The organism is Corallococcus sp. NCSPR001 (genome assembly GCF_017309135.1).
Taxonomy (GTDB): domain Bacteria; phylum Myxococcota; class Myxococcia; order Myxococcales; family Myxococcaceae; genus Corallococcus.
Window position 1 is genome coordinate 7884869 of sequence record NZ_JAFIMS010000002.1, and the last position, 12488, is coordinate 7897356.

The 12488-nt window shown below is 66.5% G+C and carries 7 protein-coding genes and 2 pseudogenes; 3 read left to right on the forward strand and 6 right to left on the reverse strand.

Annotation, left to right across the window (positions count from 1 at the left end):
- Window position 1: 1 nt before the first annotated feature.
- From JYJ93_RS33545 to JYJ93_RS33560, 4 genes are all read right to left on the reverse strand, one after another.
- Complete coding sequence (locus JYJ93_RS33545; protein ID WP_206798601.1) at window positions 2-250, reverse strand: hypothetical protein; 249 nt, start codon at window positions 248-250, stop codon at window positions 2-4.
- Between the two features lie 330 nt (window positions 251-580).
- Window positions 581-1915, reverse strand: a complete 1335-nt coding sequence (locus tag JYJ93_RS33550; protein WP_206798602.1) for a hypothetical protein — start codon at window positions 1913-1915, stop codon at window positions 581-583.
- Window positions 1912-4107, reverse strand: a complete 2196-nt coding sequence (locus JYJ93_RS33555) for a hypothetical protein (protein WP_206798603.1) — start codon at window positions 4105-4107, stop codon at window positions 1912-1914. The genes JYJ93_RS33550 and JYJ93_RS33555 overlap by 4 nt, the downstream gene beginning before the upstream one ends.
- Window positions 4097-5542, reverse strand: coding sequence for a hypothetical protein (locus tag JYJ93_RS33560; RefSeq protein ID WP_206798604.1), 1446 nt, complete (start codon window positions 5540-5542; stop codon window positions 4097-4099). Before JYJ93_RS33560 ends, JYJ93_RS33555 begins: the two co-directional genes overlap by 11 nt.
- Window positions 5543-6163: 621 nt before the next feature.
- Here JYJ93_RS33560 and JYJ93_RS33565 point away from each other — a divergent pair.
- The gene (locus JYJ93_RS33565) at window positions 6164-9079 is read left to right on the forward strand and encodes a cell wall anchor protein (protein WP_206798605.1); all 2916 of its coding nucleotides are present in this window, start codon (window positions 6164-6166) and stop codon (window positions 9077-9079) included.
- A gap of 309 nt (window positions 9080-9388) precedes the next feature.
- Here the strand turns inward: JYJ93_RS33565 and JYJ93_RS33570 are convergent, their stop codons facing one another.
- Window positions 9389-9763 (reverse strand): helix-turn-helix domain-containing protein, encoded by a 375-nt coding sequence (locus JYJ93_RS33570; protein WP_206798606.1) that lies wholly within the window; start codon window positions 9761-9763, stop codon window positions 9389-9391.
- Window positions 9764-9881: 118 nt separating this feature from the next.
- Between JYJ93_RS33570 and JYJ93_RS40885 the strand changes: the two are divergent.
- A pseudogene (locus JYJ93_RS40885) lies at window positions 9882-10037 on the forward strand (nitroreductase family protein); the annotation flags it as partial.
- A gap of 19 nt (window positions 10038-10056) precedes the next feature.
- Window positions 10057-10440 carry a nitroreductase family protein gene (locus JYJ93_RS40340; RefSeq protein WP_242544013.1) on the forward strand — a complete coding sequence of 128 codons (384 nt, stop codon included), beginning with the start codon at window positions 10057-10059 and terminating at the stop codon, window positions 10438-10440.
- Window positions 10441-11030: 590 nt separating this feature from the next.
- Here the strand turns inward: JYJ93_RS40340 and JYJ93_RS33585 are convergent.
- Window positions 11031-12351 (reverse strand): annotated as a pseudogene (locus JYJ93_RS33585) (IS3 family transposase); the annotation flags it as partial.
- Window positions 12352-12488: the final 137 nt, after the last annotated feature.

The following is a 12488-nucleotide window of genomic DNA, read 5'->3' on the forward strand; positions in this document are numbered from 1 at the left end:
GTCATGACGCTGCCTTCAATTCCTCAAAGAGCCTGCTCAAATCGCTTTGGATGTCCAGGGCCACGGCTCGGATGTTCAGCCCCTCGGCGCTACACAAGAGCGCGGCATCAAGGTAGTCAATTACTTGCGAGCGCTTCTCTGGCGGAATGTCTTTCAGTTCCGCCTTGGAGAGTTCCTTGTTTAGCGCTTCAACCTCGTCGACAGAGAGAGAGTGCAGGTCCGGCAATGCAAGATAATCGCTCAACGTCATTGCGCACCCCATCGCAGGTCCCGAACGCTCCGGGCCTGCGCAGTGAAAAAGCGACCAGTTCCCAACCAGCCCCACAGCCCAGCAAACGCCAACGTTGCATCATAGCAGCTCGGGCTACCTGGAGGCGACTTCCTCTCTGACACAAGGGGACGCGGTTGCCCAGATTGAGTGCTGACCGCAGTAACTCCATTGCACTGCGACAGGCGGTGGACGCCATCGTCAACGATGTCGCTGCCTGCGAAAGTGGAACATGCCGCTGGGAGCGAGCCCTACCGAATCGGGCTCCTCCTGCGGCGCTCACAACTTCTGGACCTCCGTGCCGGAGTCGGTTCAGGGCCGGTACCGCTCAGCCTCCTTGAAGAACTGCGTGAGCGAGTAGTCCAGCAGCGACTCGCGCGACTGCATGTACCGACGCGCGCGGAGGAAGGGCAGCCAGACGCGCTTCCCAACGCGCACCTGGGACTCCTCCATTTTCGCCCGCAGCACCCACGTTCCGCCCAACCGCCGCACCAGCACGTCCCCCAGGTAGGCCCCCAGCGCTGGAGATGTGTGGCTGTCGATGAGTTCGCGCGTGTACCGCTCCGGGAAGTTCTCCCTCCAGAAGAAGAAGTCGAGGTCCGTGAGAGACTCGGCCGTCTCGTCCATGATGGAGGGCACCTTGGTATGCAGTGCCGCCACGAGTCCTTCAGACAAGTCGCCGTAGGACTCGAGGACGCGCTCCGGATTCGTCACGTCCGATGGAAGGGCGACCGGCAGCCACTCTTCAGGCGCAGGAGGCCGGAAGGCGTTGAGCTCGGCAATCTTCCGTTGCCGCTCGCTGATTGCGAACTCGTCCGGCAACCGCGAGAGGAAGGGCGCCACGTCAGGGTGGAAGCGCGGCTCGACGGGCAAGAGCGCGGCGCGGCGCTCCCGCAGCTTGCGCAGCACCGTGTCGAAGTCGAGGTCCGGCCGCAGGTGGACGTGCGCGCGGGCCTGGGCCACACGCGCCTCGTCGCTCGCGAAGTCCGCAGCAGTCGGACTTAGCACCAGGAGGACGGAGCCGTTGGAGAGTTCCTCCACGAAGTACGCAGGAGTCGAGAGCATCCGCTCGCGACCTACCGTCTTCACCAGCTTCGGGCCGAAAACGTTCAGCCAACACACCTCGTAGACCTTGTCGAATCCATCCCTCCGAGAAACCTCAGCTTCGCGGCCGAAATGGGGGAAGCCCGCCAGCTCACGGTCAGCCATGCTGTGGGCCGAAGCATACGGCGTCGGGTAGCGGATAGCCCATGCCCGGACCATTTCGATGAACCGCCTGCACTCCTCTGCCTCAGAAAAGAGCGAGAGAGGCTTCACATCGATCCAAATTCGTAGCTTCGGATCGAGCGGCGGAAACCGAAGACTGAGCGACATATCCAACTCAGGCGAGCGCGCACGAAAGAGCCCAATGGACGTGCTGTTCTCGTCGCGGCGCTCCTTCAGAGATTCCCAAACATTTTCTCGGGAGAATTTGCGCCTGCGCTTTCCTCGAACAGCGTCCGGCATCCACTTGCCAGCGAAGGCAACGAGAGCCTGAAGAAAGGGAGCAACCTCACGCTCGACCTCCGCCATCTGGTCGAAGGCGCCTTCGAACGAAAACAGGAAGTTGTCGTCGACACTTGGGTCGTGAGCATCCAGCACTTTCATTGGACCACCACCTCCACCCCGCTGACCCTGTCCTGTGCTTCGCCCATAGCTGCCTCCAACGTCTCTGCCTTCTTAGGCTTGAGTCCTCCGCCCTCATATACGAGCCGGACCCTTTGGACCTGGGCGCTCTGTCGTATCCCTTTCCGCAGCACCTCCAGCTTCCCCCCGTAATACCTCAGCGCATTCCTCGCATCCGTAGTCATTTGTGCAACGAGCGCATCGTTATCCAGCAGCTTGAGATCCCGGCTCTTGAAGCTGAACGTCTCCACACGAGGCGTCGAGCCAGCCGCTCGCCCCTCTTCGATGACGAGCACATCCGCGAAGCGGAGGTCCGCCTTCGCCACCCCCACGTGCGTCTCGATGCGCGGCTGGTCGAAGTCCTTGAGCCACCGCCGCTGCGCCCGGGGCAGGACCGCGTCCGCCTCCAGGAGAGCGACCATCATCCTCTCGAAGGCCAGGCCCCGGGCGTACCTGTCGCGTACGAGCCGGTAGCCCGCCCACTTCAGGGGGCCCTTCTCCGCAATCCCCTGCTTGATTTCCGCGGCCCTCGTCTCCAGGTACGCCACGTAGTCGTCCCATAGTGGCTCCACCTTGACCTCGGCGGGAGCCGCCTTCTGCAGGTCCTGGCGGTGCCTCGTCAGCTCCACCGCGTTCATCGACAGACGCTCCCCGGGAAACTCCGCCTCCAACTGCTTGAACTTCGCCTCCGCCACTTCCGCAGGAAGCCCGGCCGCCTCGGGAGGCACGGAGGGCAGAGTACCGCCCCTTCTCCCGGAGCCCCCGCCGGCGGACACAGCACTCGGGGACTCTCGGTACCGTACGGCCAATGTGGCCTGTGCCTGCGCGACGTTGCCTCGCGCCTCGTACAACGCCAGCGCGCCCGCCTCGCCCCACTCCGCCACCAGAATGGCTGCATCCCGGTCCTGCTGGAGATAGCGCGCCAACTCCCCCACGACGCTCTCCCCGACTCGCGCCTCCAACCTCTCCAGCACCGCCTTCAGCGACTCCACGCGGGACACCACCGCTTGGAGGCGAGCGCGCTCCAGGCGGGAGACGCCAGCTTCACGAAGCGCGCGCGCTCCCTCCCCTCCCGCATACAGCCCCACCATGAGGGCCGCGGGCGCCAACTGCCGCGTGGCCTCCTCGAACTCCCCCTTGGCGAGGGAGGCCCCACCCTGCGCCGTCCCCGCCGCCAGGTGGTAGAAGCCCAGCGGCACACCGAAGGTGAGGTGGTCGAAGGACGCCAGGGCCACGTTGCCCGGCGAGAAGGCCCCCAGGAATTGGGCGTTCTCCACCTCCTCGTACGCAGCCTGGTAGGGTGGTGGGAGCTGCAGGGGCAGCGCGGACGCATCCACGCTCCGGCTTCCGCCGACGAGGGGAATGGAGGCCGCGACGTCGTCTGCGGCCCGCCCCAGCCCGCGCGCGATGTCGCCGCCCCGGAAGCTCCGCTCCGGGAAGTCAGTGAGGGCCATGCTTCGCTGCTTCAGCTCCTCGCGCACCACCTCCATGGCCCCCAAGGCGCGCTTCAGCAGCTTGTCCTCGGCCAGCAGGCGCAAGAGCTGCCGCACCTCGTCGTCGTGCGAGGTGTGCAGGACGAAGAGGGCGAGGACTTCCGCCTTGGCCAGGCCGTGCTTCTCGACGGCGGTAGCGAGGAAGGTCGCGCGTTTCTTGAGGAGGACGCGGGCAGCCTCGGCCTCCAGGGGGCCCAAGGCGCCCAGCCGGACGGCGTTCCAGTCCGAGAGGGCCTCCACCAGCCGGGGCATGTCCACCTGGCGCTGCAAGGCCAGGAAGGCCGCGGGCGTGGTGCACGCCAGGAAGGGCGCCAGCACCTCGTCCTCCGAGTCCAGGTGCGGCCAGCCCGCGGGGACGTCCCCGCACACACCTGCCAGGGCCCCCACCACACGCAGGGGCGCCGTTTCTCCTCGACCGGGATTCGGTGGAGACGGCGTGGCCCGGCGGCGGTGCAGAAGCGGTCCGTCCGCGGACTCCGCGTCGAAGTCTTCGAGCGCCTCGTCCTCGGGGAGACTCGCGACAGCACCGCGCCCCAAGGCCGCCAGGGGTGTCGCGCCCGAGACGGCAGCCAGGGTGCCTCCAGGGCCCGCCCGTGAGGGCAGCGAGGCACACCCCGACGTCAGGAGGGCCAGGGCCAGCACCAGGCCCACCACGCCGCACGGCAGTCGCTCAGCGCGCATTGTCCACCCCCAGCCCCACGGCCGCGAAGGCTCCCGGCCGCAGCGTCCCCTCCGGCGTGGGAAACAGCAGCGTGCCGCCCTGCCCCAGTGCGTAGAGGTTGCCTCCCAGGAAGCGCCACCGAGCCTCCCCCGAGACGAGGTAGCGCGCTCCCGGCTGTCCCATGGCCGTCGCCAGTCCGCCGACGCCTACCGTGAGGTTGCGGTGGAAGAGCTGCGCCTCCACCCGCCCGTCCACGTCCACCCGGCCCCAAGAAAAGGCCTCTACTCCCAGGGAGAGGAAGAGGTGTCGCTGGCGCATGCCACTCAGCCGCACCGCGTCCCAACTGAGAATCACTTCCCCGTAGGCGGAAGCCCCTTCCGGGAAGGACGACTCCGCCAGCGGTACCGAGGCCGGGCCTGCCACCTGGAAGCGCGCCAGCTCGTGGTCCGGGCCGAAGGCGCCCTGCCGGAAGCCTCCTCGCTGCAGGCGCCCCTCCAGGCGGGCCCGCATGTCCACCGTCGGCGTCAGCGCATCTACGCCCACGCCTGCCACCGCGCCCCAGGCCCCGCCCTCGCCCGGGCGTCCACCCCACCCGCCTAGCAGGTGCGCCTCCACCCTCTGGCCCTTGCGCCCGCGCCGCAGCACCACGGCGGTGGCGTCCAGGTGCGCCAGCGTCATGGGCCTCGCGGTGCCGCCCCCCCGCCCCCAATCATGCACCGCCGACAGCGCCAGCGTGTACCGCCCCGGGACAGGAGGCCGGCCGAAGAGAACGTGCTGCACGTCCAGGGCAACCTCCGCCCCCGCCAGGCGAGCGCTCAACACGTCCGAAGCGAAGGCCTCCGCGTACACCGGCCCCAGCGTCCCCGTCGCGATGACGCCGGCCGGGTGGTAGTCGGGGTTGACGCGGTTGCCGTAGCGCCGCACCAGGTGCCCGGACAGGAGAGAGTAGCCCTCCATCATCCCCAACCAAACCGAGTTGGGCGTGTCCCCTCCCACCATGAAGAGGCGCACCACCTGCCCCCAGTCGGACAGCGTGTCCCAGTCCTCCTTCCTCACGAGGCCCGCGCCCTCTCCTCCGCCCCGCAGCCGCAGCCGCACCGGCGCACCAAGAATGAGGCGCACCGACTCCCCCTTCCCCAAAGCCACCATGGGCTCCACCTGTACGAAGCCTTCCGCGGTGCCCTCGCCCCTCCGAGGCAGCAACGTCAAAGTTGACGCGTCCATGCGCAGCAGGTTTGTCCACGGCGGTGTTGAGTCGGCCGTCGCGGACGCAGAGGCCTCCTGCTCGGGCTGAGCCTCTCCCTCTTCCTCCTCGCCGGGAGACTTGTCGGAGATGGCCTCCTCCAGCCTTCGCACGGTGGCGTCGAAGTCTTCTGGAGTGATGGCCTCCTGCGCCCCTCCGGCCCCGGGCAACAGCAGCAGCACGACGACGGCCCAACTCCAACGCATGCCCATCGACGCCTCCGCGGCAGGCCCCAGCAGGGGCGCTCAGCACAGAGGTTCCCTGTTCAGTCCGACAAGGCGGAGACCGGGTGGGGCATTGTGAGAGTCCCCCGCTTTCGTGGGCACCCACGATGTGATGGAAGGGTGTTCGATGTCGGAGAGCGAGAAGCAGAAGCAGCAGCGGCCACGAACACAGCACACCCCAATCGACTCCCCCTGGGTCGGACGCCCGAAGAGCAGGGCCTCCAAAGGGCCTCGTGCCCCACGAGTTCGACGAAGCCCACAGTTCCAGGCACGCTCCAGATCACAGGATGTCAGCACCGTTCCGCTGACGTCACGAGCCGGTCACAGCCACGGTCACAAGGCTTGCCTGGAGACCCACCCCTCGGGGTGCCGACCGCCCTTCGGCCCTTGCACCGTGCGCGAACATCTTTGGGCTTCGCGTTCTCCAAGGACTCCGCGTGACCGCATGGACAGGGCTGCCACCTTCTTTCGATGACACCCGACGTTCCCAACCATTTCACGGCAGCTTTCCCGTGTCATGACAGTCGATTGCGCTTCGCACTTCGGGGTCCTTCACATGGCCGATTCCCGGACCTCCAGTCCGGTGAGTCGACACCCGATCGAAACCCCATGACCCCATTCCGAAGTCTGTGGCTCGCGGCCGCCCTACTGATGGCCGCCTGTGGAACGACTGAATTCGCGCAACCCGACGACGTACAGGATGCGACGACGGCCCAGGGCCTCTCCACGCTCTCCGTGCGAGGAACCACCAGCGCGAGCGGCCTGGCCACCACCACCCTCTCCATCCCCACCCCCGTCGGTACGGCCGCCGGAGATGTGCTGGTGATGCAGCTGAGCAATCGCGAGGCCGTCACCGCCATCGCCACCCCACCCGCTGGCTGGACGCTACTGCGCTCCGAGCAGAGCGCCTCGGCCATCAAGTCCTGGCTCTTCCTCCGCGTGGCCAGCGCGGCCGAGCCGAGCAGTCACACCTTCACCCTCGACCTCGCCAGCTCCATGGCGGCCACCCTGGTCGCGGTGTCTGGCGCGGATCCGCTCCAGCCAATCGACGTGCACGTGGGCCAGAAGAATGGCAACAGCGCGAGCCTCGCGCTGCCCGTCGCCACCACGTCGTCCGCGAACGGCCTCGCAGTGTGGTTCTCGGCCCAGGTCTGGGGAGGCGCCGCGTGCCCCGCGGCCCACACCCCTCCGACGGGCTTCACCGAGCAGCTCGACACCTGCCTCGTCTCGTCGTCGCTCGGCGTGCTGCACAGCGCCGCCACCTCGGAGCTCGGGGCCGCGGGTGCCCAGCCCGCCTTCACCGGCAGCTCCACGCTCCCCAACACCAACATCACGCACGCGGTGGTGCTGCGTCCCCTCCAGCCGCCGGCCACCGGGGAGATCACCCTCGTCGGCACCACGCACGCGAGCGGCAAGACGGTCACCAGCCTGACCCTCTCGACCCCTACGGGCGTCGCCGCCGGTAACGTGCTGCTGGCGCACCTTGCGAACCGGAACCAGATCGGCGCCGAGCTCACCCCTCCCGCGGGTTGGACGCTGGTGCGCACCGACATGAGCACCTGGAGCATCCGCGGCTGGGTCTTCGTCCGCGTCGCCACCGCCAGCGAGCCCGCGAGCCACACGTTCCAGAGTTCCATCGCGAGCTACCTCGTCGGCAACCTCGTGGCGTATGCCGGCGTCAATCCGTCCAACCCGATCGACACGCACGCTGGCAAGAGCAACAGCGGCTCGACGGCCTTCACGACGCCACAGCTGAGCACCTCGACCGCGGGCGGGGCTGCCGTCTGGTTCGGCGCGCAGGCGTGGACCGGCGCCGCGTGTCCGACCCCGGCGATCGAGCCCCCCGTGGGCTTCGCCGAGACCTACGACACCTGCCTGGTGTCCTCGTCCCAGGGCCTCGTCTTCAACGCCGCCTTCATGCCCCTCTCCGGTGCCGGCCTCCAGGGACCGTTCAACGGGAGCTCGACGTTCGCCGAGACCAACGTCGCGCAGGTCGTCGCCCTTCGCCGCGCCGAGGTCGCACCGTCCTCGGGGGTCGCGTTGCGTGGGAGCTCGCGCCACAGCGGCCTGTCGATCGCTTCGCTGTCGATCCCCAAGCCGTCGGGGACCGCGGCCAACGACGCGCTCATCGCGCGGGTGACCGTGCGCAACAACATCTCCGCGACCGTCACGCCGCCCGCCGGCTGGACGTTCCTGCGCTCGGAGCAGAGCGCCTGGGCCATCCGCACCTGGATCTTCTACCGCGTCGCGGGCGCCTCCGAGCCCGCGAGCTACGCGTTCGGACTGGACGCGACCACCCACATGGCGGGGAGCGTGGAGGCCTTCAGCGGCGTCGATCCGATCCAGCCAATCGACGTGCACGCAGGCCAGAAGAACGGCGACTCCGCGTCGTTCACCGTGCCCGACGTAGTGACTGGCAGCGCGGGTGGCCTCGCCGTCTGGTACGGCTCACAGGTCTGGCCGGACGCCACCTGCCCTGCCACTGGCATCGAGCCGCCGCTCGGCTTCACCGAGGCCTTCGACGCGTGCCTGGGTCACACCAATGGACTGCTCTTCAATGCGGCCTACCGGTCGCTCACCGCGCCGGGCCTCCAGACGGGCCTCTCCGGCAGCTCCGCGTTCGTGCAGACCAACACCGCGCACGTGATCGTCCTGCGCGCCGCCAACGCCCCCAGTTGCATGGTCGGAAACACGTACGCGAGCACCTTCACGCTCCAGGGCACCGTGACCGCGCCGGAAATCGTGGAGCCCTCGGGCCTGGCCGCGAGCCGCGTGGTCGGCAACGCGCTCTACGTGCACAACGAGGACACCACCGCGATCGTCGCGATCAACACCCTCAACGCGAGCACGATCGGCACGTTCAACGTCACCAACGTGACGCCGGCCGACTGGGAGGACCTCGCAACCGGGCCCTGCCCGAGCGGCTCGTGCATCTTCATCGGTGACATCGGGAAGTCGAGCGCCAACTTCCCTCCGGGTGGCAGCCCCACGTCGTTCACGATCTACCGCGTGCCCGAGCCGGATCTCGCCAACGGCCAGACCTCGGGGGGGCTCGTCGCCGAGGCCTTGCCGTTCGTCTATCCGGACGGCGCGAAGGACGCGGAGTCGCTGATGGTGCACCCCACCACCGGGGACATCTACGTCGTCACCAAGAACGGGGGCACGGGGCAGAGCGGCGTGTACAAGTTCCCCCAGCCGCTGACGCCGGGCGCGCAGGCCACGCTGATCCACGTCCACACGATCCAACTGCCGCTGAACGGAGACGCCAACTTCTCGGCCGCGACCGCGGCGGCGATCCACCCATGCGCGGATCGCTTCCTCCTTCGCACCTACCGCACTGTCTACGAGTTCCGTGCGACGCCGGGGCTTGGCTTCGAGTCGGCCGTCTTCGCGACGCCCGTCGCGCTGACTGACACCTCCGAGGGCCAGGGGGAGGCGATCGAGTACGAGGCCAACGGCGCGAGCTACTTCACGATGAGCGAGAGCCCCTCGCCCTTCAGGCTCAAGCGCGTGCCCCTGCGGTAGGACCGCGTCGACACGCCGAGGAGCAAGGCCGGTCGTGGGGCACGTCCCCATGGCCGGTGTGCTACCCAAAAACCGGTCGCTGCCTCATGCCCCCTGTGTCAGGGAAGTTGTCGCCTCGGCTGAATCCTCTCACGCGACAACTATCTTGACGCTCACCGGTAGGCCTCGCACGAACGGGAACGTACGGAGGACACGTCTTCGGACGGCTCACGCTGCGGTTGCGGGCGTATGCGTCTTTTTGAAGGTCACCTGCGGGTCTGGAGCAAACGGACGACCGCGAAGTTTACGCCATCCTTCGGCGAATGCCGTTCAGCCGCGTTCGACCGACTGGCTCATCATCTTGCATTTCAGCATCGTCCAGTCGACCAGTGCTTCAATGGCAGGCCCCAGCGCGCGCCCGACCTCGCTCAGGCTATACTCAACCTTCGGCGGCACCTGCGGGTAGACGGTTCGAACGACGATCCCGTCTTTCTCGAGTTCCTTGAGCTGTTGAACCAGCATCTTCTGATTGACGCCCTCCACCCGCCGCTCAAGCTCGGAAAAGCGCAACGGCGTCCTCGCGGCGAATAGCTGGACGATGATGACGATCTTCCTTTTTCCCTCCAGCACACGCAACGCCTCGCACGCGCTAGCCGCCCGCAACTGATGCTCTCGATCCCCGACGCCCGCAGCCTGCTGTCCCATGCTTACCTTTTGTGCGTTACACACTTTTTGGTGTGTACTTGTAATATTGGAAGGGTATCCCATAATGCCGGACTCGCAAACAGACGCGATCACGCTGTCGCCATCGATGGAACATGAGATGCCCGAACCAAACCTGTTCACCGACGTTGTCCGCGATCGCCACGCCGTTCGCAGCTTTCGCCCCGAACCGGTAGACACCGCTGTCCTGCGATCCGTGCTCGAGGAAGCGCAACGATCGCCGTCGAACTGCAATACGCAACCTTGGCTGGTCCACATCGTCTCCGGCGCGAAGCGTGACGAATTATCAGGCGCTCGGCATTGCGCGGGAGGATCGCGACCAGCGCCGGATCGCCACCTTGCGCAACCTCGATTTCTTCGGCGCGCCTCATGCGGCCTTGCTTTTCATGCCAGAAGTCGGCGACTGCGTGCGTACGGCGGCAGACGTTGGAATGTGGGCGCAAACCTTCCTGCTCTCGCTGACCGCCCATGGCCTTGGCAGCATTCCCCAGACGATGCTCGGCTTTTACGCCGATACGGCGCGTGAGGCGCTAAAGATTGATGCCTCACACAAAATGCTGTTCGGCGTATCGTTCGGCTACGTGGACAAAACGGCCGTCGGCAGCGATTACCGGATCGAGAAAGTCCCCATCGACGAGAGCGTCACCCTTCACGTCTAATGAGCTGTTTGGGCCAATCTAAATAGCAAAGGACCTTTACAATGTACGCACAGATCACGCAATTCACCAAAATGCTCCACACCCTTTCCAGACTTTTGGATAAAGCGCAAAAGCATGCTGAGGCGAATGGATTTGAGCCAGAAGTTCTTCTGAACGCCCGCCTTTCACCAGATATGTTGCCACTAACGAGCCAGGTTCAGATGGCGTGTGATACGGCGAAGCTCGCCACCTCAGTCTTGACCGGCAAACAGGCCCCGGTCTTTGCAAATACTGAGGAAACGATCCCGGAACTCAAAGTTCTCATCGAAAAGACAATCGAATACGTCACATCGATGAAAGAAAGCGATTTCTCCGGCTGGGAAGACAGAATAGTCGCTCCCTCGGGGTGGGCTGGAGCTTTTCTCGGAAAAGATTATTTCTACCAGCACGGGGTCCCGAATTTTTACTTTCATATGGTAACGGCATACGCGATCCTTCGCCACAAAGGTGTTCGGATCGGGAAGATGGACTACATCGGACAATTGCCTTTCCTGAGATAGTGGCCGAACACCGGAACCTGTCAAAGTGAGTGAGACAGCGAGTTCGCGAGATTGCCGCGCAGCCTCCTGTGAGCTGGCCAACCGGGCGGGTTCGTTGATCCAGACGGCGTTCGGAAGCGTCTGCGGCTTGGGTGGGCCGCGAGGGAAGCGCTCGGGGTGAGCGGCGGAGAGCACGGCGGCTCGAGCCGCGATGCGCCTGGCGGCCAGGCCGTGGTGCACGGCGTGGGGCGTGAGCAGGCCGAGTCCCGCGTGGTGGTGCTCCTGGTTGTACCAGCCGAAGAAGTCGCCGCAGAAGCCGCGGGCGTCCTCACGACAGCCGAAACGCGGAGGGAAGTCCGGCCGGTACTTCAGCGTCTTGAAGTGGGCCTCGCTGAAGGAGTTGTCGTTGGAGACCTGGGGCCTGGAGTGCGTCTTCGTCACGCCCAGGTCCGCCATCAGCAGGGCCACCGGCTTGGACGTCATCGAGGAGCCTCGGTCGGCGTGAATCGTCAACTGGCCGCGCGCCACGCCCTGGCGCTCGCAGGTGGTCGCCAGCAGCTTCTGGGCCAGGGCGGCCGACTCACGATGCGCCACCATCCAGCCGACGACGTAGCGGCTGAAGACGTCCAGCACTGCGTAGAGGTAGAAGTACGTCCACTTCGCCGGGCCGTGCAGCTTCGTGATGTCCCAACTCCAGAGTTCATTGGGTCGGGTTGCGTGCAGTTGGGGCACCGGGTGGTTGGGGTGGCGCAGCTGGTTGTGGCGCTCGCGAACCTCGTGGTTCTCGGCGAGCACCCGGTACAGGGTGCGCTCGGAGCAGTGGTAGCGCCCCTCGTCGAGTAGCTGCGCGTAGACTTCAGCGGGCGCCGCATCCTGGAACCTCGGCGCATGCAGCAGCGCGAGGACCTCGGCCCGCTGCTCGGGCGGGAGGGCTCGCGGTGGGCGGGGCTTGAGCACCGGCCCATGCCTCGGCCGAGCCTGCCGGTAGAAGGTGGCGCGCGATAGGCCCAGGGCCTGGCACACCGCGGAAACGCCCAATGCATCGACGGCCTGCAGGGCCTCGGCGCGCTTGAGGCGCACCTGGGTCTGGGCCAATTGCTTCTCCAACTCGGCGACGCGCCGGGAGCTCGCGTCGGGCACCTTCGCCGGCGGGCCGCGCTTCTTCGGGCTGCCAGCCGACAGCTCCCCCTGCATCGCGCTGGCGCCGCCACGCGCTCAACAGCGAGGAGTACAGCCCTTCGCGGCGCAAGAGCGCCCCGACTTCGCCGGGCTCCGTGCAGCGCTCTGCCTCCGCCACCACCCGCAGCTTGTACTCCGACGTGAAGCCTCGTCGCCTGGCCTTCTTCACCACCTCGGTCTCCCGGACCCGAGCTTCTTCCGCCACCGGATTCATCGTCCCTGCCTGGGGCGCCCTGCACACTAAACTGATGGGTACGGACTGTCTCGCTCACGTTGGCAGAGAGGGCAGTTGCTGTTGGTCTCCAGCAGTGTTCGCGAGTCTTCACGGCGCTGACGCAACGCCTCCGTGGC

Bases quoted from the DNA above. Each gene is read 5' to 3' on its own strand.
- JYJ93_RS33550 (WP_206798602.1), bottom strand. From the start codon at position 1,915: ATGAAAGTGCTGGATGCTCACGACCCAAGTGTCGACGACAACTTCCTG.
- JYJ93_RS33555 (WP_206798603.1), bottom strand. From the start codon at position 4,107: ATGCGCGCTGAGCGACTGCCGTGCGGCGTGGTGGGCCTGGTGCTGGCC.
- JYJ93_RS33560 (WP_206798604.1), bottom strand. From the start codon at position 5,542: ATGGGCATGCGTTGGAGTTGGGCCGTCGTCGTGCTGCTGCTGTTGCCC.
- JYJ93_RS33570 (WP_206798606.1), bottom strand. From the start codon at position 9,763: ATGGGACAGCAGGCTGCGGGCGTCGGGGATCGAGAGCATCAGTTGCGG.
- JYJ93_RS33545 (WP_206798601.1), bottom strand. From the start codon at position 250: ATGACGTTGAGCGATTATCTTGCATTGCCGGACCTGCACTCTCTCTCT.
- JYJ93_RS33565 (WP_206798605.1), top strand. From the start codon at position 6,164: ATGACCCCATTCCGAAGTCTGTGGCTCGCGGCCGCCCTACTGATGGCC.